General features: G+C 38.8%; 22 protein-coding genes and 1 pseudogene. 9 read left to right on the forward strand and 14 right to left on the reverse strand.

Annotated elements, in window-relative coordinates:
• Window positions 1-268: 268 nt before the first annotated feature.
• Window positions 269-1117 (reverse strand): pyridoxamine kinase, encoded by an 849-nt coding sequence (locus tag ACGLYD_RS11710; RefSeq protein ID WP_399633205.1) that lies wholly within the window; start codon window positions 1115-1117, stop codon window positions 269-271.
• A gap of 203 nt (window positions 1118-1320) precedes the next feature.
• On the opposite strand from ACGLYD_RS11710, the gene ACGLYD_RS11715 reads away from it, so the two are divergent.
• The gene (locus tag ACGLYD_RS11715) at window positions 1321-1869 is read left to right on the forward strand and encodes an ECF transporter S component (protein WP_340742448.1); all 549 of its coding nucleotides are present in this window, start codon (window positions 1321-1323) and stop codon (window positions 1867-1869) included.
• Between the two features lie 103 nt (window positions 1870-1972).
• Here ACGLYD_RS11715 and ACGLYD_RS11720 read toward each other — a convergent pair.
• A pseudogene (locus tag ACGLYD_RS11720) lies at window positions 1973-3360 on the reverse strand (DHA2 family efflux MFS transporter permease subunit).
• Window positions 3361-3500: 140 nt separating this feature from the next.
• Between ACGLYD_RS11720 and ACGLYD_RS11725 the strand changes: the two are divergent.
• The 3 genes from ACGLYD_RS11725 (at window position 3501) to ACGLYD_RS11735 (ending at window position 6116) form a co-directional block, all read left to right on the forward strand.
• Window positions 3501-4040, forward strand: a complete 540-nt coding sequence (locus tag ACGLYD_RS11725) for a TetR/AcrR family transcriptional regulator (RefSeq protein ID WP_187045303.1) — start codon at window positions 3501-3503, stop codon at window positions 4038-4040.
• 234 nt (window positions 4041-4274) lie between these two features.
• On the forward strand, window positions 4275-5234 hold the full coding sequence (locus ACGLYD_RS11730; RefSeq protein ID WP_067210929.1) for a hypothetical protein: 960 nt from the start codon (window positions 4275-4277) through the stop codon (window positions 5232-5234).
• A 183-nt stretch (window positions 5235-5417) separates the two neighbouring features.
• On the forward strand, window positions 5418-6116 hold the full coding sequence (locus ACGLYD_RS11735) for an ankyrin repeat domain-containing protein (protein WP_338655970.1): 699 nt from the start codon (window positions 5418-5420) through the stop codon (window positions 6114-6116).
• Window positions 6117-7013: 897 nt separating this feature from the next.
• Here ACGLYD_RS11735 and ACGLYD_RS11740 read toward each other — a convergent pair.
• A complete protein-coding gene (locus ACGLYD_RS11740) occupies window positions 7014-7544 on the reverse strand; it encodes a DUF1572 family protein (protein WP_399628017.1) in 531 nt (176 codons plus the stop codon).
• A gap of 187 nt (window positions 7545-7731) precedes the next feature.
• Window positions 7732-8103 carry an ester cyclase gene (locus ACGLYD_RS11745; protein WP_067210937.1) on the reverse strand — a complete coding sequence of 124 codons (372 nt, stop codon included), beginning with the start codon at window positions 8101-8103 and terminating at the stop codon, window positions 7732-7734.
• A 393-nt stretch (window positions 8104-8496) separates the two neighbouring features.
• Between ACGLYD_RS11745 and ACGLYD_RS11750 the strand changes: the two genes are divergently transcribed.
• A complete protein-coding gene (locus ACGLYD_RS11750; protein WP_399628021.1) occupies window positions 8497-9078 on the forward strand; it encodes a protein-L-isoaspartate(D-aspartate) O-methyltransferase in 582 nt (193 codons plus the stop codon).
• A 199-nt stretch (window positions 9079-9277) separates the two neighbouring features.
• Here ACGLYD_RS11750 and ACGLYD_RS11755 read toward each other — a convergent pair whose 3' ends face one another.
• The 3 genes from ACGLYD_RS11755 to ACGLYD_RS11765 all read right to left on the reverse strand — a co-directional run bounded on the left by ACGLYD_RS11755 (window position 9278) and on the right by ACGLYD_RS11765 (window position 10974).
• A complete protein-coding gene (locus ACGLYD_RS11755) occupies window positions 9278-9553 on the reverse strand; it encodes a hypothetical protein (protein WP_399628024.1) in 276 nt (91 codons plus the stop codon).
• 290 nt (window positions 9554-9843) lie between these two features.
• Entirely contained in the window at window positions 9844-10734 is an 891-nt protein-coding gene (locus ACGLYD_RS11760; RefSeq protein WP_399628027.1) for an NERD domain-containing protein, read from the reverse strand.
• A 117-nt stretch (window positions 10735-10851) separates the two neighbouring features.
• Window positions 10852-10974, reverse strand: a complete 123-nt coding sequence (locus ACGLYD_RS11765) for a hypothetical protein (protein WP_340767521.1) — start codon at window positions 10972-10974, stop codon at window positions 10852-10854.
• A gap of 235 nt (window positions 10975-11209) precedes the next feature.
• On the opposite strand from ACGLYD_RS11765, the gene ACGLYD_RS11770 reads away from it, so the two are divergent.
• The 3 genes from ACGLYD_RS11770 to ACGLYD_RS11780 all read left to right on the forward strand — a co-directional run bounded on the left by ACGLYD_RS11770 (window position 11210) and on the right by ACGLYD_RS11780 (window position 13255).
• A complete protein-coding gene (locus tag ACGLYD_RS11770) occupies window positions 11210-11998 on the forward strand; it encodes a helix-turn-helix domain-containing protein (protein ID WP_399628030.1) in 789 nt (262 codons plus the stop codon).
• Window positions 11999-12218: 220 nt separating this feature from the next.
• Window positions 12219-12578: a hypothetical protein gene (locus tag ACGLYD_RS11775; RefSeq protein WP_354312530.1), complete on the forward strand. Its 360-nt coding sequence runs from the start codon at window positions 12219-12221 to the stop codon at window positions 12576-12578.
• Window positions 12579-12799: 221 nt separating this feature from the next.
• On the forward strand, window positions 12800-13255 hold the full coding sequence (locus ACGLYD_RS11780; protein ID WP_187045312.1) for a YehR family lipoprotein: 456 nt from the start codon (window positions 12800-12802) through the stop codon (window positions 13253-13255).
• A gap of 300 nt (window positions 13256-13555) precedes the next feature.
• On the opposite strand, the gene ACGLYD_RS11785 is transcribed toward ACGLYD_RS11780, so the two are convergent.
• A complete protein-coding gene (locus tag ACGLYD_RS11785; protein ID WP_187045313.1) occupies window positions 13556-13909 on the reverse strand; it encodes a hypothetical protein in 354 nt (117 codons plus the stop codon).
• A 421-nt stretch (window positions 13910-14330) separates the two neighbouring features.
• Here ACGLYD_RS11785 and ACGLYD_RS11790 point away from each other — a divergent pair, with 421 nt between their 5' ends.
• Window positions 14331-14615 (forward strand): nucleoside triphosphate pyrophosphohydrolase, encoded by a 285-nt coding sequence (locus ACGLYD_RS11790; protein ID WP_187045314.1) that lies wholly within the window; start codon window positions 14331-14333, stop codon window positions 14613-14615.
• Window positions 14616-14924: 309 nt separating this feature from the next.
• Here ACGLYD_RS11790 and ACGLYD_RS11795 read toward each other — a convergent pair whose 3' ends face one another.
• From ACGLYD_RS11795 to ACGLYD_RS11820, 6 genes are all read right to left on the reverse strand, one after another.
• Complete coding sequence (locus tag ACGLYD_RS11795) at window positions 14925-15779, reverse strand: Cof-type HAD-IIB family hydrolase (protein WP_399628036.1); 855 nt, start codon at window positions 15777-15779, stop codon at window positions 14925-14927.
• 72 nt (window positions 15780-15851) lie between these two features.
• A complete protein-coding gene (locus ACGLYD_RS11800) occupies window positions 15852-16721 on the reverse strand; it encodes a class II fructose-bisphosphate aldolase (protein ID WP_187045318.1) in 870 nt (289 codons plus the stop codon).
• 2 nt (window positions 16722-16723) lie between these two features.
• Window positions 16724-17191: a PTS sugar transporter subunit IIA gene (locus ACGLYD_RS11805; protein WP_255428465.1), complete on the reverse strand. Its 468-nt coding sequence runs from the start codon at window positions 17189-17191 to the stop codon at window positions 16724-16726.
• 6 nt (window positions 17192-17197) lie between these two features.
• Window positions 17198-18631, reverse strand: coding sequence for a PTS fructose transporter subunit IIC (locus tag ACGLYD_RS11810; RefSeq protein WP_187045319.1), 1434 nt, complete (start codon window positions 18629-18631; stop codon window positions 17198-17200).
• A 5-nt stretch (window positions 18632-18636) separates the two neighbouring features.
• Window positions 18637-19557, reverse strand: coding sequence for a 1-phosphofructokinase (gene pfkB / locus ACGLYD_RS11815; RefSeq protein WP_187047933.1), 921 nt, complete (start codon window positions 19555-19557; stop codon window positions 18637-18639).
• A 255-nt stretch (window positions 19558-19812) separates the two neighbouring features.
• Window positions 19813-20592 carry a MurR/RpiR family transcriptional regulator gene (locus ACGLYD_RS11820; protein WP_187045320.1) on the reverse strand — a complete coding sequence of 260 codons (780 nt, stop codon included), beginning with the start codon at window positions 20590-20592 and terminating at the stop codon, window positions 19813-19815.
• Window positions 20593-20603: the final 11 nt, after the last annotated feature.

Genomic DNA, 20603 nt, shown 5'->3' on the forward strand with positions numbered 1-20603 from the left:
TTTTCTAAGACCTAAGGCTTAGCGATAATGGGTAGCAGGTTCTCGTTGAATTTCGAATAGTTTCAGAACCGGATACTTTAAATTAATGATGTGTGGAATAAAGCTCTTTATTACGCAAAAAGCAGTATACCTCCCTATTCCAAAGGAAGTATACTGCTCTTGTACGTATTGTTAAACCATATTGTAGGTCATGATAGATGACAGTCACACTTTCAATTTAGAAACGACTCCGAACATCGGTCGCAATTTCCAGTTAACTGTCAACCACCTAAAGCAACATTCGCAAAAATTGTTCGAAATTCACGCCTGCCTCGTTCGGAATTTGCTCTTTTGTCGTAGCTTCTATCGCAGCGGCTAAAAACGCCTCCGCAAGCTTCATGGACTCCACTATGTCCTGTCCACGCATCATTCCACCCATTATGACCGATGCAAACAAATCACCAGTTCCCGAATAACTCTCGCCATTATAGTCACGGATACTATAAAATGAGCGATTTGCATCGACATACATATTGCCTACATAGCGTTTGTTCGCATCTGCTGACGGCGGATTCAAACCAGTAATTATGACGTTCGCCCCTGTTTCATGCTGTAGCTGATGGCCCGCCTCCTCTAGCACCTGAATATAATCTGACTCATTTTGATAGCTCTGTAGCTTCTCATACGACAACCCTGTAAGCAAGCAACACTCTGTAATATTTGGCGTAATAATGTCAGCGGACTTCACTAAATCCTTCATACGATCAAGTAACTCGCCTGTAAACATTTTATATACCTCGCCCGTATCGCCCATTACCGGATCGACAAGCAGCTTCGTTTCACTCGAATGAAACACGTGTAAAAACTGAAATATGTTATCAATTTGCTCTTTTCCTGTCACAAAGCCTGTATGTATGCCATCAAAGGTTGCACCAAGCTTTCTCCATTCCTCCACAAAATAGTCCATTTTTGACGTTAAATCCTCACAATAAAAGCTTGGATACCCAGTCTGCGCCGTTAAAATCGCAGTTGGCAATGGAACTGCCTGTACACCCATCACTGATAGCACAGGAATTGCAGCCGTTAACGAGCATTTCCCAAAAGATGACATATCCTGAATTACAGCAACTTTTTTAATCACATTCGCCACCTAACTAATCCTACTTGTACTCTCTTCATCGTATCATAATAAGGCAGAGGCGAAAATGCACCAAAAACTATTAATTTACCGACAAAACAATCTGACCCTTTACACTTCAATGAAATTGACACTTTAACAATAGTCAGCTCTTTGCTAAAGTTAAAGCAACCAAAATATTCATTAAAGTGAGGAAGATGCAGATGCAAAATATACAAAAACAAGCCTATATAAAACCACGAACGAAAACATTTGATTTAGTCATTACCGCAATTTTAGCAGCACTTATTTTCACCGCAACATTGATTAATATTAAGTTACCATTCGGGCAAGGTGGACTGATTCACTTAGGGACATCTATGCTTTTCATGGCAGCGATTTTATTCGGTCCTAAAAAAGGGGCACTTGCTGGAGCAATCGGAATGGGCTTATTCGATATCTTAGGTGGCTGGGCAATTTGGGCACCAACGACAATTATCTCCCGCGCATTACAAGGCTTAATTGTCGGGAAAATCGCTTGGTCTAGTGGCCATAGAGGCGACAATATGGGGTTAAACATTTTGGGAGCAGTTGTTTCAATGCCCGTGATGATCGCAGTGTACTATATCGGGCAAGCGATTATGTTCAAAAGCTGGATTGCTCCTATGGCATCAATTCCTGGAGACATCATCCAAAACGTTGTAGGTTTGCTTATAGCTATACCAGTATGTATCGCACTGAAAAAAACACCGTACTTCAAAAAGAAATTTTAATACGTACAACTGAAACACGCCATCTTGCTGTTTTGCTGACAGCATAGATGGCGTGCTTTTATTTTTCTAAAATACAATTCAAAACAGGTACCTAAAATTCACTTTAACTTGTCTTTTTCGGCGTGAACCATGTGATAATGAACACTATTATAGAGATAACAAACATATAGAAGTACGTGTTACTCGCCGCACTACTATAACCTGTCGTAGATTCTAAAGAAACATCCAATAATTGAATAGAATAAATCGTCATGATAACTGCTGTACCAATTGCTCCAGCTAGTTGGCGAATTGTGTTATTAATCGCCGATCCATGAGAGGCTAATTCTCTTGGTAATGCATTTAAAGCAGCTGTGTTTAACGGCATCGTAATAAACGCCAAACCAATACGTAATAAAATTGTACGAACTAAAATATATGCTGTTGTTGTTTCTGGTGATAAATCAATAACTGCATACATCGATATCGCAATTAAACCCGTTCCTAAAATGAATAAAGGTTTTGCCCCATATTTATCGAATAGCTTACCTGCTACTGGGGAATGCGTTGCATTGATAATAGCTCCCGGAAATAATAACAATCCTGCTTCAAGTGCTGTAAACCCTCGTCCATCCTGCAAATAAATCGGCAGTAATATTAAATCGGCATACATTAAAATTGTAATCGCAATATTAACTACTGTCGTCATCGTAAATATTTTAAATTTGAAGACATTTAAATTCAATAAAGGTTCAGTAGCCTTTATTTGTCGATGACAGAACAATATCGTTACAAGCAAACCTCCGACAATTGATGTAATAACGATTAAATCATCCCACCCTCGGCTGCCTGCACTGCTAAAGCCAAATAGAACGAATCCAAAGCCAACAGTTGAGTAAATCACACTGACTATGTCGAGCTTTTCTTTTGACGACGTTTCAGCAACATTAACTAAATACTTACTTGCTATAATAATAATCAATGTTACGAAAGGAATCATGATGATAAATAACCATCGCCAGGATAAATACTCTAAAATAAATCCTGCTATTGTTGGTGCAATTGCTGGTGCAAAAATAATGGCGAAGCCAACATTCCCCATAATTGTGCCACGTTTTTCCGGAGGGTATAAATATACAATGACAGTCATCATTAACGGAATGATAATACCAGCACCCACAGCTTGAACCATTCTACCTGTTAATAGTACACCAAAATTATTCGCACATGCTGCGACAATAGAGCCGATTAGTAAAATAACAATGAGCTGATAAATAACTGACGTGTTGAAAAACGTTTCATTAAGTAAGCTGTAATGGGTACTAACACACCGTTTTCAAGCATAAAGCCTGTGGCTAACCATTGAATCGTTGCAGCATTCACATCAAAAACAACCATTAAATCACTAAATGCAACGTTTAACAATGTTTGATTTAATGTAGAAAAAAAGGTTCCTGTTATCATGATGATAAGTAGCAATTTTTTAGTACTACTCGATATTTCATTTTGCATATAAAATCCCTCCCCATATAGTACCTGTTATCGACGAATTGTCTAAAAAACAGCATAGCAGAAGAAGAAAAAAACCCATATACAATCAGGTCATTTTTGTCGATTAGCAGAAAATTAAATATAAAAAAGGAATAATTTAAATGACTTTTAAAGAAGGTTCTCGTCCCATACGTACACAGGAAATGCTTAAGGAAGCCCTACTAACACTTTTACAAGAAGGTCACTTACTACACCAAATTTCTATCCAAAAATTAACAAAGAGAGCGAATTTGAACCGGACCACCTTTTATTTACACTATCAAAATATCAATGAGTTGAAGGAACATTTGGTAAGTGATATTTTACAAGTGCTAACTGACAAAATAGAAAACTTAACTTCCATTTTTGATAGGAATCGAAAAGAGCACTTGATACAGCTATTGGATTATCTTCTTGATCAAAGAAGTTACATACTTGCTTTAGTACAGTTTGAACAAGTTGAAAAACATTTACTTTTGTTGATGAAAGATTTAATAGTAACCCGCAGAAATCAATCTAAAATTAGTGGAAGAAAAATCATTGTAGATACAGATATTAAAGCTGCCTCTATTATTGGTGTCATTATATGGTGGTTAAAAGATGGCCTATACCTGGATTCAGCGTATATCGCAGAGCAAATTAATCCCATGAATCAATCTTAATTTTATTATCTATTAAAAATATGAAATGCCAAAACATTGATTGCACAACGTTTTGGCATTGATTTAGATTCTTGATAGCAACTTGCCATGGTACCTGTGTCAGTTACAAAGACCAACAATTAACACACCCGAATAAACAAACAAATGCATTTTATGGTAAAATTACTATAAATATAAATACTCTATAATCACTTCTTACACAATAGATCAGCATTACGTAAGGGGGAAAAGTAAATGGAACCATACTTGATATTTGTAGGAGTTTTTCTTGTATTTGTATGTCCAAACCTTTTTTTGATAATGAAGGGTCAACCATATTCCTATTCAAAGAAATTGACTGCTCCGCCATGGGCAGACAAAGAGACCAAACAACTTTTCAGACAATTCAATCGCGCCTGGTCAAGGAAGATTGAGAAAACTGTAAATGTGCGTGTAAAGAATAGAAATCGTACGCTAACAGATGCCGAACTGCGAGAACAGTGGTATGAACTCAAGAAATTTCTTTTGTTAGCAGGTATCTCAAAAAGACTTCCGATGTTTTCCAAAAAGGTAGACGATATTTGGCACTTCTTTTTAGAAGAAGAGCAGCTGTATAATCAATTCTGTTTAGATTTCATTGGTGAACAGATTGAACATCACCCTCATGAAACACCAACACTTCTTCCAAATGAACGCGCTTGGTTCGACGTGTTATATCTTTCTTTTTTCAACGTTACTTCCCGCTCGCATCTATGGGGGAAATTCGCGCAAAAAAAGAAAGAACATGCAAAATGGATAGAGCGTATAGTGAATGATCCAAAAGGAATCATTGAGTCGTTTGGGCGTCACTCATCCGATGCCGCCTCGACACATACATTGGCTACCTTTCTCAAATTCGCACGACAACAAGTGATGAAGTCAAATGGAAAGCGTGTTAAACGAAAAGACGGCTATTGGTATGGTGCCTCACTATTCGCCTTTTATGAGTATGAAACAGTTCAAGTGAAGAAGAAAAAAGTGACCGGTGCTTTCGCAGACGGATCACCAGGCTTTGCAACCGACTTCGATTATAAAGAAGAATGGAACGAAATTGTCACCAATGTGAATTCGTTTGAAGTGGGAACAGACGCCGGAGCTATGCCAAGTGCACCTTCGGATGGAGGGAGCTCTGACTCCGGGAGTAGTTGTAGCTCGTGTAGTGGGTGTTCTTCATAAGAATAAGTAAGTGGAGGGCATCTGTGCTTGACACAAAGACAAATAATTAACACACGTGAATGACCATACAATAAAACCAGACATTCGCCAATTTGTCCGATCTTCATTCTATTATTATGTAATTATAGCGAATGATCTGAGTAGCTCCACGTGCAGGTAATTGAAATTAAAAAGGAGCACTTTATGAAGAAGTGGTTGATTATGCTGGCTGGAAGTATTCTTATTTTACAAGGTTGCGTTACAGGTGGGAAAGGTATACCTACCGAACAGAAAAGGGAGGAAAATACATTGAACCTAGAATTACTTAATGCGGTTGAACTTAAAGATACAAATAGCGTAAGTAGACTGATTACTAAAGGGGCAAATATAAACGTACAGGATGAAAACGGTCGTACTGCCACTATGTTAGCTACGTATAATAATGACGTCGTCACGGCAAAAACCTTAATTAAAGCCGGTGCAGACGTCAATATCCAAGATGACATGAAAAACAATCCTTTCTTGTATGCTGGCGCAGAGGGGTACTTGGACATTCTAAAGTTAACAATCGAGGCCGGTGCTGACCCCACTATTACCAACCGATATGGAGGAACTGCTCTCATCCCTGCCTCCGAACATGGATATCTCGATGTTATCAAGGAACTTCTTACTTCGACTGATATTGATGTTAATCATGTAAATAATCTCGGTTGGACAGCCTTAATGGAAGCAATCATTTTAAATAATGGAAACCAAGTACAACAGGAAACTGTACAATTACTTATAGATAACGGAGCAGATGTAACTATTCCTGATAAAAATAATGTCACCCCTCTACAACATGCACGAAAAAAAGGGTTTAAAGAGATTGAGCAAATATTAGTAGATAGTGGTGCTATGTAACAGTATTTTTTTATTTACTCATTAATGTTTATCGCAAAAATATTATTAACGATATAATTTCATCACCACAATTTACTTAATATAACAAACACCGCTAGGATAACTCTAGCGGTGTTTGTTGTTTTTAGCTCAATATACAGGTACCACCACTGGGCTAAAATTCATTTTATAACAGGGTCCATCGGTTCCTTCCCCGTTAAAACAGAAATGTAGATTAGGTAGTCGATTACGTAGGCCTCGCCAGATTCTCCAATCTTCCATACTAACAGATACTGGCTTCCCTTCGCTAAACCTATTATCTGGATGTAGATGATCTTGTTCATATTTAAAGTTTTTATTTGTCCAGTCAAGATTCAAGTAGTAAAGAACCTCTCCAACAACCCTACAACCTTTTTCCATGTTGAGTACATCTTCAATTTCACCATCTGTGACTCTCAAATTATTTATCTGGTCGAGCATTACAATAGTAATTTCATAAACAAAGTTATTGATGTTACTCTTTATCTGTTGCAGCTTATTTGTAGTGCCAGAACATTATCAATTGCTTTTTCTCTTGTAGTTTCATCTTAGAATCTTTCATTCAAGGATGTTTTTCATCTCAAATTGGGTTGGACTCAATCTTCCAATCTTTTCACTAAACCTACAAACTTCATCTGTAAGTAATTACTCTAAAAAGTGGGTATGTACAGTTCTGGGTTGTTTCTTTCAACTGTAAGAGTCACAATCTTATACACCATTTACCCCTCCGACATTATTTTCACACTACAAAGAATACAATCACACTATTCCATTAATTATAGATACTCATAAACTATTTGTATTTACTCACAGCAATAACATGAGAAAAACACCCTGCATTTCTGTAAGGCATCATATCTCAGTAGTCCGCCTATACTTTCATTTCCCCTTCAGCATCCTTGCCAAGTACGCGTCAGATTCGCCCTTCGGAATGCTTAGACTCTTCCACTGCTCTCCTTTAATCTGTTTTCCAATGAACATGACTTGTCCAATATGGATAGCATAATGCGCCATTTGCCGCTCAATCGCATCTATGACGGAATGTGCCTGCCCGCGAATATGAATATTCTTTTCCAAGTCTTGCTCATGCAAGCTTTCCAGCGCATCAAAAAAAACGCGCCAGCCATGTTCCCAATGATCCATCAGCTGCGCTTTTAACAATCTTTTCGTTTCGAATTCCCCATCACGATTACGGTCCGGCTTTTCACCGTCCGTCGTCAGAAAATCCGTCCACCTCGAAACCATATTTCCACTTAAATGCAGAATAAGAATCGCGATGCTGTTTGAATCGTCGTTTGACGTCCAATGTAAATCATCCTCATTCAACTGGTCGAATGTTTTTTCACCTTGCCCCTTTAACCCGATGAACCGCTCTCGAACAACTCGTAAATATTCTGTTCCAATCGACATATGGTGTTCCCCCTCTAGTTCCAAAAATCAGTTCGCTGATGTATTCGATGATAACGTGTGAGAATATTTTCACCATTGCTTAAGGCTGAATAGCCAGAAACGCATAAATCCAAAAAGCACCTACGCCAACAAGTACAGGTTCAATATCGAGAGGCGGTTTCCGGCTGGATGTTGAATAACGAGGCCATCAAAACATCCCATTCTCGTTTGGTGAATCTTCCGGCACCGGTTGGCCAACATCCCACATTTCAACAATCTTGCCTTCATGAAAACTGAAAATATGGACAACCGCTGCCCCTAGGTCCTCCACCTTCTGTTTGATGTGGGAATAAACCATCACGTTTTCTCCCTCTTCAATCGTCTGCTTCACTTCGAGCGTTTTGTTTGGGCTGATACCGTCATTCTCTTCCATCGCTTGCTTAAGCGAATCCGCATCCCCCGGGAAATATGGATTATGATGGCGGAAATCTGGGCTTACGTATTTTTTATAGGCTTCGTCAATCTTTCCAGAGACGATAAGATGTAGAAAGTCCACTGCTTGGTCTTTATGTGGTTTCATGATTTTAACATCCTTTCCTGATATCACTTCTTGATCAGCATATTATTGGTATTCTATAAAATAGCCAAATATCCTTTTCCAATTGTTTTGAAGTACGCATGCAATCCACTTAATATGCGGTCAGTCGCTTTAGAAACATCATAAAAGTTTAAACATTCATGATAGCTTCTTGCACAACGTACCTAAAATCATGTAAATGATGGGTGCGTTTCTTCCCATTTTCCTAGTTTAATTCCAGAACCATAAAGTTGCCCATAATCCATCGAAATGTTCATATTTCACCTCGATCTATGTATTTATAGGTACCGTCCGCTTACCGTTGTTTACATATACTCATTATCGGTAATGATTAATGTGCAATGTTAGTAACTATTAAACGAAGGAGCATGGACAATGACCAATCAAAACCAAGACATAATTACCTATTTTCAAAAACTGGACCGTAGCTTTTTCATGGATGTGCACAAGGAATTCGCCTATATGGACGAAGCAATTCCGATTGGGCATGAACAAACCATTTCCCAGCCTTCCCTCGTACTCGAAATGACATTGGCCCTCGATTTGCAGCCTTATTCAAAAGTGCTGGAAATCGGAACGGGTTCCGGCTTCCAGACCGCCCTACTCGCCGCCTTCTCGAACTCCGTTTATTCAATCGAACGAATTGCTGCCTTGCATGAACGGGCAAAAGCAAGATTAGAAATGGCCGGTTTCTCCAACATCCATTTCAAGCTGGATGACGGTAGCACCGGTTGGGAAGAACACGCTCCTTACAACCGGATTATGGTGACCGCCGCTGCTACCCAGGTGCCACGCGAACTCATAGACCAACTAGGTATCGGAGGGAAAATGATCATCCCAGTAGGAACACCCCTCCTACAGGAACTCTTGCTCTTGGAAAAAGATGAAGATGGAGAAATCCATACCGCAGTGTTGGATGAAGTGAGGTTTGTCCCATTGAAAGGAAAGTATGAATAGGTGACAGCACCTATCCCGTATCGGTTAAAAAATAAAACGCAAAAGAAGTACCTATGCCGGACAAAAAGGCAAACAATTCAAATGTTAAAGTAATTATACTAAAAATAAAGAAAAATCGCATAGGTATTGAATTACTTTGTACTATTATTGAATTGAATTGAGTTGTATTTACTGAATCGATACCTAAAATTAATATCTATTAGTATTTCGTCGCTTCAGCAATTCTTTTTACCTTTTGGGCATGGCGGGCAATAAAATGGCTCATATACTTTTCCAAAAACAAATGATTAGCTGCTTTTCCTAAAATGCCAAAAGGGGATTTATATGAGAAAGTATCTATCATGCTCGTTTCTGTGACCCTTTCAATGAATTCATGTGTATGTGTAAAAGATTGAAAGGCTCCACGAACCATGGAATCGGTGAATCTGTATGGCTTCACCATTTCAATGACTTGAGACGTTAATTTCTGTTTCATCCCTAAATGGGTCGTCTCCCAAGTAACGAAATCGATTCAATAGGAAGCCCGTCAATGATAGCTAGTATCGGATTTCAGGTTACATTTCATGCAATTAACCAGGTGTGCCAGCGTCTATTACAAATTTTCAAAAACCCAAGCATCCATTTCTGAATACCTGGGCCTTAATCATTCATATGTAGTTCTAAACATCCATCCCCCAGCCATTAAAAGAGGTATACTGTGTCAAGAAAAAGACGAACAATTCACACATTCGATTAATTATACTAAAATCAAACACTCCGCCGATGCTAATCCAGATTCACACTCTCCGTATTCCGGCAATCAGGATAATTACTGCAACCGTAAAATTTTCCGAATCTACCTGTCTTTAAGGTCAACTGCCCATTACACTTCGGACAAGCAGTATATAATAGTGAGGCATCAGTCTTGGATATATTTTTCGCATGGCTCGTATGTGAACGCGCCGTCTGCTTGGCATCTTTCGCTTTTCGAATCGATTGCTTGTGCTCAGCCTTGAATAGTTTCCTGTCTTTTTTATATAGAGCCAAAAGTTCCGCGAGCTTTTCATTGATCCCCTTCACGGTATCCTCACTAATGTGCTGCTCCTTGTACTGGCTGATTGTCGTTAGAAGATCAGGGAACTGTATGACATGTGCTGAGGTGAAACCCTTATTGAATTTAAAAGTAGAGTTAGATGAAAATGCGATGATGGAACAGACATCCTGCATTCCTTCTTGTCCTATGTAGGTAAGTAAAGCTTGAACATGGCCATAATTTTGCCGGATTGGATTGTACATTTTTGTTTTCCGTTTATAAATAACTTGTGTCCAATAGGGTTTAAATTCATCACCAAAAATCCAACCGCTGTAATGTTTTGTTTCGATGACAAACACGCCATACACTGAGGTCACAATTTGATCTACTTGCGTCAGTCCCCGCTCACCATTCGGAATATAAACATCATGGAAGACAGTGTATGCATCCCCTAATCTCCGAAGCTTAGTCTTTACAACCCACTCCCCATACTTCCCTTTAATAACCGGCATTTTCCGCTGCAGTATAATCCACAAGATCATGAATATGACGACAACTGGAAACGCACTAGAGGTCATAAACATCTTGATTGTAATCAATATCCCTTCATAAAATCCCGATATCATACTATTTTCTGCATTCATAATATCCCCCCAAGTTAATCACTCAGTTGTCGGTAACCAGTCAATGTATCTACTTTTCCAACTATTACAATAATATCATATAATACGAAAAAAGTTCCATAAAAATAGGTACCTATGTCAACCATAGGTATACCCAAGTCGAATCGCTTCGTCCAGTTTCCGGGTACGTTCTTCAAAAGTAATTTCAGCGTCAATGCCCTTTGGAATATGGGACGATACAGTCTTTAATTTGTCCATCACCCAGACGTCCCCCCCTACTTTATTGTTAGGTGCACGAAACTTTCATGTTTATTACAACAATCGGAATTGTTTTATGGTGAAAAAATCTGAATTGTGTTTGAATTGTGTGGTTCACAGACAGCCATCATTAAAGCAATAGGCGTTTTCCCCAATTGCCGAATTAAAAACTTTTTTCACAAAAATGTCCCCTTTCCCCCACTTTTCTTCTATATAAAGAATAAAGGGGATATTCTTTATGACAACTTACCTATCTGAATACGCATACTTCACAAACAAACACGATCTAGACGCGGCAACAAGACAACATGTACTTACGCACTGGAACGATATGAACCAAACAGAGCGGGCTGTTCTCGATATGATTCGTCGTTACTCCGTTAAATACGGCGCTGCCCACTTGAAACACGAAACCATCGAAAAGGCTATCAAGAAATCAAATGCAACTGTTCGACGCGCCATCCGCAAATTAGTAAAGCTCGAAATCATCGAACGCATTCACTATATCCGCCCCGTTATGAGCGGTCTAGGCGCTAACATTTATGTCATTAAACCTACTAATGACCAGTCGAAATTGAACACCCCAGAGAATGACGAAAAGCCTTCTAGCAGTAAGTTTGAACTCGCTAATCTACAAACCGAAGCTTTTCTTTCTAAAGCGATAAAGACTAAAGACCTTAAAAGAACGTCTCCTACGGAAATTGTGCCTACTACACTTTTCGGTAAAATGAAATCTCTTCTTTCTTCAACAATCGGAGAAAGTAAATTAGCACGTAATTTTTACGGCGTCTATCGGAAACAGTCCCTACAAATGCTGAAATTCAGTATTCACGAAGACAAAGGAGAACTGTTCGAGCAATTAGCCATGCATGCCCTTCGTATTGCGGTTCAAACAACCAAACAGAAAAAAGTCCGGAATCTGCCCGGTTATTATTCAGGTGTCTTACGCGAACTCATTGGTAAGGCTTTATTCAGCGAGGCTTTTATGGATTATGACGTGCCAGTTGAGGGATTTTTCTATCGCTGAAATGATTGTGCGGGTTATTGTATGGTGCAAAAACTTTAATGTTTATTTCAGCAAACATGAAAGTTTCATGGATAGAACGACTCAGAATTATGTTTGAATTGTGTGGTGCACAGGCAACCATCACTAACGCGCGCTATTTTGCATTATACAAGTGGATTTCAGTTTAAAAAGCACTTATTAAATGTTAAAATAAGTTAATTTGGTCTGAAGGGGAGCAATTGTGAATTTATTTATGAGGTACAGGGAAGCTAGGGTCAAAAAGTTCACCAACAAGAAGTTGTATGAACAGCTAACGCTGCTAAACAACGAAAAGTCACCGGACACCAGATCGATTATGGTCATTCTTTCGGAGATTGCCCATCGAGACCCTGCGGAGTATGAGGCGGGAAAAATCGAGGCAGAGGTGGAGAAGTCCAAACGCCACACCGTCATGGAGACGACAGACATCCTCTACCTCGAAATCAAGTACAATGAGGATTATCTCGCCAAGCCGGAATCTGAGACTGACCCTTACGAGCGCAAGCTCCGGTTGGCCATGCTTAAAATGGTCCAGAAGGAATTAGGACGTCGTACAATCTAGGTTAGACTATTGCTCTAAAAAAGGGAAAGCCCGATCATTTATTAGCCGTTCAGTTTTGATTTAGTTTGCTTTGCATAAATTACACCCCGAAATAGCTAGTCAATTGGCTCTCTGCTTTGTTGATAATTCAATATCTTTCTTAATTATCAACATTGTAGTATGGTTAATAATGGTTTCCATAAATTTAAAATGTCGAAATCTGATTTAACAGGAGTGGACTAATGAAAAAATTAATAGGAATTATATCGATTGTAGGTCTCGTTATATTTTTAACAGCATGTAGCGGTGATAAGGAAGCAACCAGAACATTTGAGTTAGAGCATGATGGTATTATGACCACAATGATCTACACAGCTAAAGGAGATAAAGTTACCATGCAAACAACTGAAAATATTATTCAATATGACTTAGTTGGTCTTGCATCAAAAGATGAAGCAAAAGAACTTTTTGCTCCTATGATTGAACAATTTCAAAATATCGATGGATTGACGCATAAACTAGAATATGATGATTCAAAAGCAGTTGAAACTTTAGCGATAGATTATGAGGTTGTCAATTTCGAAGATGTCGAGAACCTACCGGGAATGTCCTTTAGCGAAGACCCTAAAGAAAAAGGCGTTAGCATGAAAAAATCTGTTGAACTACTAGAAAGTCAAGGTTTTGCAGAAGTTAAATAGATGAATAATCAACGCACTGGGATGTTTCAGTGCGTTTCCTTATGTTTTCAAAAAGTATATGCTACCTATTTCAAACACTGTAAACTTCTCGTTTCATCTCAACCTTTTACTTGCACTGTCTTGACTGTAAAACTTTTTTCCTTTCACTATAAAATTTCACATAACAGCAGATGTTCCATCAGTAAACTGCATCTACGTTTTTTATAGTACAACTACTCGTAAAAGGACACTTAGAAAAAAAGAAAAGTAACGCTATAGTAGCACCACTCTTCCTAACTGTTTTTTCTGTTAGACTACCCTTTAATACAGACCTGTTCCTTTTAATTGCAGCAAGGTAGTGACAATATATCTTTTTCCAAGCTCCTCATCATCAAAATTCTTTTCGTAAGAGATATGGCCTCTTTCCTTAAAAAAGGTATACCATTTTCCTTCTTCCTTAAAATAATGGAAGCCTTCAACTAGCGTATCTTTGCTTGTTGACTCACTTTGTGGGAGGCCATGGATAGAAATATATTCATATACTTCTTCATAACTTACTGTAAAAACTTCGGAATATTTACGAGTCCTCATATCTTTCACACCTAATGTTTCACAAGCAAAGACTAATGCATTCCCATAAAGCAGAATCTGTACTTGGGTTTCTTTATCAACCAACTCACTCAACTCCTCTATCTATTTTTCCATATTTCTTCTTACATGCCGCCTGTGTACCGTACAACATCAACACAATTCATAATAGTACGCATTTCCAGACGAATACAATGACTCTTACGGTGTGGTTTTTGAAATTTTATTAGATACTGAAAATAAGCAGATTATTTTAATAGAAGGAAATTTGGGGGAATTCTCGAATAAACTCATAGTATTAATCATAGCATGTCTTTCATTAATTGGAGAAATGATTGGGGAATGGATTGAGTGGATGGGGTTACGAATCTCCGAAGAATGTTGAGCTAATAGCCGATTAATCCATTCCATCTTCTTATCAATCCGATGCATCGCAAACAACATATGCCCAACCTCCTGTGTTCAGTTAATTAGTTCATATGACGATGAACACAAGGAAATGACTATAGTGCCAACCTACAACAAACAAGTCCGCGATCGCATTCCAGAAATCATTGAAAATTCTAACAGAAAATTCACATCTCGCTTATTAACTGATGCTGAATATAGCAGTGAGATTACTAAAATAATGCACGAGGAATTAGCAGAGTATAAAGCGACTGAGGCAAACGAAGATGCAGTCGAAGAACTTGAAAAAACACGTTTGGATAAAGCGAAGAAACGCGGTGGATTTGATGAGCGTATTTTTCTGATTGAAGTAGAAGATGACTGGGGTGCGGCTAATTACTTCTAACTTAATTGGTGAAATTATAGATCTAAAAAAGAGGTACCTGTGTCAGACACAAAGATGAGCAATTCACACGTTCAAATAATCATACAAAAAATAAAGAAAAACCGCATAGGTATTAATTTTTTTGTATTATTACACAATTGCACTATATTCACTGAATAGTGTCACGCACAGGTACCTAACATTATGCCTTACACACTGTACTGATGTAGTAGATATCAGCGATCTATCCGGAAAGTACCAGCGTAGACGCATTTCTCATGGTAGCCGAAGCGCGATCGATTGAGATTCTTTATTTCAATATATAAGGTATCAACTGAGAACATATTTCCGGAGTGCTTCGGCTACACCATTTTCATCATGATGGGTTGTTATATACGTACTTTGCTTTTTAACCGCTTCTTCTGCATTTTCCATTGCAATGCTCGTTCCTGCAATTTCGAACATGGATAGATCATTCAAATTATCACCAATGGTAACCGTTTCTTTAATTGAAATTCCCAAGTAGTCCGCAAAAAATAGAAGTGCATTTCCTTTGCTTGTTTCTGGATGTCCAATTTCAAGTTTCGCTTTACCAGAAGTCGTAAGTGAAATATCTTCTCGTCCCATTAGTTTCCCCTGAAGATTTACCATTTTATTCATATCAAACGTGAGAACAAAGAGCTTGTACACCTCCAGTTCGGTGAATTCGATATTTTGAAAATCTGTAAAATACTGCAAACCATATTGATTGTATTGAATCTCAATTTCAGTAGTTATTTGTTCCAGCGAGAAATCAATCGCCTTCAATTGATTTCCTTCAATTTCTTTGTACAATAAATCCCTACCCTCTTGTAGGATAAAGACACCTTTATTCGTATAAATCTCAAAATAGAAGTGGTTTTTTTCCAGCAGTTCCTGCATTTCCGTCAAAACAATTGCCGGAATCACTAGGTTTTTAAGTGAATTTCCCTCATGGAAAACAACAGCCCCATTGCCAGTAATCATTGGACATTCTAGCCCAGCATTTTGCAGAATTCGTTTCGTGTCGTGTAGTGATCGTCCCGTAGCAATCGTGATCACATGCCCCTGCTCCTGCGCCTCATTAATCGCTTTTACATTCTCCCCACTAATCGTACTGTCTTTTGACAGCAATGTTCCATCTAAATCGATTGCAACTAATTTCATTTAAATCCCTTCCTTTTTAAATTACTAACAGACCTTCTCTAATAAGATGGGAGAAGGTCTGTTTAATGATTCTTATACGAATGCGGGAACGACTTTTCCTTCGCTTCCTACCATTCTAATTTTGGATTTCGCCATTTCTTTTGCAGCTTCTTTTGCTTTTTGTAAATATGCACGTGGGTCTAGCGCATCTGGATCATCAAGGAAATGTTGACGAATTGCCTCTGAATAAGCATTTTTTAATTCTGTCGATACATTTACTTTTGCCATTCCTAAAGATACACAGTGACGAACCTCTTCTTCAGGAATTGCTGAGCCACCATGCAGCACAAGCGGGACATCCACAAGTTCTGCAATCTTGGCGATACGATCAAAATCAATCTTAGGTTTACCTTTGTAAATACCATGAGCTGTGCCGATCGCTGGTGCTAACGTAGGTACGCCAGTCAGTTCAATAAATTGTTTGCACTCTTCAGGAACTGCTTTTTCTGCATCTTCTTCCGCAACAACAATGTCATCTTCCACGCCGCCTACTTTTCCAAGTTCAGCTTCCACATTCACTCCAAGTGATTTCGCAAGATCCATTACCTTTTTTGTTTCTGCGACATTCACTTCGAATGGATGCATAGATGCGTCTATCATAACTGATGTATAACCTGCGCGAATCGCTTCTTTGATCACTTCGAAATTTGTGCAATGGTCCAAATGTAAACCTGTAGGAATATTATAATACTCAGAAGCCGCTTTTGCGACCGCAACAATATTTTCTGCACCTAGAGATGTGACCGTGCCCACTGTCGTTTGCAAAATCACTGGAGATTTCAGTTCGGCCGCTGCCTCAAGCACCCAAAAAATGCTATCGAATGAGTGTACATTAAATGCAACAATTCCGTGCTTATCTTGTTTTGCTTTCTCAAGCATTGGTGTGGTAGATATAAGTGCCATTATTAATTTCCCCCGCTTTCCGTAAGTGTATTTCCAATTAGTTCAGCAAGAGACTCATTTGTTTTTGCATCCAACAATCCCTGTCGTTTATCCTCATTCATAAGCATACGTGATAAAGAAGCTAAAGCTTTCAAATGCGTTGTGCCCGCTGCCGTTTTCGGTATAAGAAGTGATAGGAAAAAGAACGCTGGTTGATCGTCAAATGATTCCCACTCAACTCCATTTTCAGTACGGACAATGACGATTGCAGGCTTTACTATCGCTTCCGCATGTGTGTGAGGAATTGCAAATCCGTCTTGGAATCCAGTTGTACTTTGCTGTTCACGGACATGTAACCCTTCTACCACTTCTTGTGCTGATGTAGCAATTCCATTTTGGACAGCAACATCTGCTATCGTTTTAAAAACTTCTGACTGGGATGTTGCATTCACGTTTAATTGAATGAATGATGGTTGAATCAAATTATTCATGATGAATCACTCCTCTACTGGTTTATTTCCAGCTAATTTTTTACGATATAATCCATAAAGTACTGCACCGACAAGTGAACCCACCAAGATGGAGAATACCCATTGGATAGCGCCTGTTACAACGGGAAGCACTAGGAATCCTCCGTGTGGCGCAGGGACTTGCACGCCGAACGTATACGTCAATACAGCTGCAATCGATGATCCAAGCATAATAATTGGAATAACCACGAGCGGATTTTTAGCTGCAAAGGGAATCGCTCCTTCTGTGATATGAGTTGATCCAAGAATAAAGTTAACTGCACCCGCATTTTGTTCTTCTTTTGTAAAGTATTTACGGAAAAATACAGTTGCAAAGGCAATAATAAGTGGCGGTGCAATACAGGCTGCTGATACACCAGCCATGAAGTAAAGATTTCCTTCCGCAAGCAGTGCGGTACCTGTTAGATAGGCTGCTTTGTTAAAGGGTCCACCCATGTCAAACCCAGACATAGCTCCTACTATAATACCAAGAATAAGTGGATTCGATGATTGAACAGATGCAAGGAAGTTTGTCATTCCTTCATTTAAACCGGCAACCGGTATAAGTAGTGGTGTCATGACAATACCAATCAGAAAAATACCAAGTACCGGATACAAGAAGATTGACTTTAATCCGTCAAGCGATTTCGGCATGCGCTTTAATAGTCTTTGTAGGAGGATAATTGTATATCCCGCTATAAAACCGGCAATAATTCCACCAAGGAAACCCGCCCCAGCTTGGTCCGCCAGTAGTCCTCCTATAAAACCAACCACCATACCAGGACGTTTCGCGATTGACTCAGCGATAAATGCAGCAAGAATTGGTACCATTAAACTGAAGCTCAATCCACCGATTTTCTTTAAAAATGCAGCGAATTCATTATACTGCTCGTGATCCGGATCTGCCGAATAAATCCCGAACAAGAATGATAGTGCTATTAACACGCCACCGCCTACAACGAACGGTAGCATATAAGACACACCATTCATAAGATCCTTATAAATTGAATGCACCCATTTACCGCTTCCTCTTGACCCAGTAGCTGAAGATTTCCTTACTGACGAGGACCCATATCCACCCATATCAGCACCGCTAACATAATGTATAGGCGCTTCTTCATTTACAATTTTAGTAATTAACTCTTCTGGTTTTCGTATCCCTTGGGCAACTGGAACTTCGATTAGCCGCTTGCCGTGGAAACGGTCTGTATCAACGTTTTTATCCGCTGCAACGATAACACCATCAGCTTCGCGAATATCTTCCTCTGTTAAATTGTTCTCAATTCCAACTTGGCCATGGGTTTCAATTTTAATATCAACACCCATTTTTTTAGCTGCAATTTTTAATGCTTCAGCCGCCATGAATGTATGGGCAATGCCTGTTGGACAACCAGTGGCGGCAACTATTTTCTTACGCGTCATATTATTCACCCCTTATAATTTGTAATGGTTACTTGTTTGAGAAGATCAGGTATATCTTTTAAATCACTAAGTCCTTTAGAAAATGCCGTCGAAGCTCCTACTGCAACCGCTTGTGAAAGTGCATCTCCAATCGTCCTATCTTGCAATCGCTTACCAATAAACGTCGCAAGCATCGAATCCCCTGAACAAGCCGTATTCACAACTTTTCCTTGCGGAGATGTGACTTTCAATAAATCATCCTGCGAAAAGTAAAGCGCACCGTTCTTTCCCCTTGATATAATTACTTGTTGCGCCCCTCGCTGTAAGAGCTCATTCCCACATTCGATTAGTCCCTCTTCTGAAAGCGGTTTCTTTTTTTTCAAAATGTCAGCAACTTCTTCTTCATTTGGTTTCAATAAAAAAGGTCTATATATTAATGTGTCAGCAACCGTATCTACACTTGTATCAAGAACTAATTGGATACCTTGTGTTTGACAAGTTTTGGCGATGTCAACGATGATTGAATCAGGTACACCTTTCGGTAAGCTGCCTGACAAAACAAGCATACTTCCTGTAGGTATCTCCTTAATTTTATTCAATAGAAGCTTCTGCTCCGCTAGCTGAATGACTGGTCCTTGATTTACTATTTTATATTCTTCAGTTGAGTTTATAAACACATTCACACGTGTAATGCCATCCACTTCAACAAAATCAGTTTGAATATCCATTTCACGAAGAGAATCCTCGATGTATTTACCAGTAAATCCAGCAATAAATCCTAACGCTACACTTTCAATCCCCAATCGCTTAAGCATGATTGATACGTTGACACCTTTTCCATTTGGTTGGTAATCTTCGTCGAACGTACGGTTTACACTATCCGGTATTAGCTCTTCAAGCTCGACATATAAATCAATCGCAGTATTCAAGGTACATGTGTATATCACGGTTTCACCTTCCTTCTGTTGTTGTTGAAACAAGTATCCCATACTCCATTATGAAAATGTTTTCAGAATATGTAAAAGTCTTTACGAAAAAACAAAAGTGCAAGCGCCTAGCCCCAGCAAGCCTGAAGCGACTCGGGGGCTAGGCGCTGGAGTTAAGAATTGAAATATCTATATCAAAAGTTCCTCACAAGTCAAGTATTTTATAATTTCCTGCAAAAAAACTCTCCAACCCGAGTACGTTGGAAAGCCTTGAATTTAGCTATTCGTTCTTATCACATAAGCATCCAGCAGAATCCTCGCGATTACATTTAATGATAATCGGGATCTCACCTCATATTCAGGGAATAGCGATTGGTCACTTTTATAACCTAGTAGCGTTATATCAGATAGCTTACTCAGGGATGAATCGAGACTTGTTGTCAGGGAAATAGTCGTTACTTGTCTCATCCTTAAATTTTGACATGCTTCAACCAGTTCTGTAGTTTCCCCACTTAATGAAATGAAAATCGCAAGTTCATTCGTCTTTACCTTTTGAGATTTGATTCGAATAATATTCGGATCATCGTGATTCTCACAGGCCTTGTCCGTTAGCTGAAGTTTTATCATCATTTCGTTAGCAATCATTTCCGAGAAACCGCGGCCAAAAATATAAATTTTTTCTGCATCATGCATCTTTTGCACAGTATCCTCTATTTGACCAATACTTAGAAGCTGAATTGTTCTGAAAACCTCTTCTTCATTTTTCTTAATCGCTTTCTTGATATCCACATCGATATCATGGAGCTGATCATCATAATCAACCATCTTTTTATTTTGCATTAATCTATACTTAAAAGACGTATAGCCTTCATAACCAATTTTCTTCATTAACCTTACAATAGTAGCTGTGGAAACTGTAGCCCGTTCGCTAAGTGTAACAATAGACATCGTCGCAATTTCATCGATGTTTTGATGTATATATTCAAGTAAAAAACGTTCTGTCGCACTTAATAATGAATATGTGCTCGATGGAATATCAAATAATGGTTTATTCATAAATCTTACTC

The sequence above is a fragment of the Sporosarcina sp. SG10008 genome, from assembly GCF_044569405.1.
In the GTDB taxonomy this organism is placed as follows: domain Bacteria; phylum Bacillota; class Bacilli; order Bacillales_A; family Planococcaceae; genus Sporosarcina; species Sporosarcina psychrophila.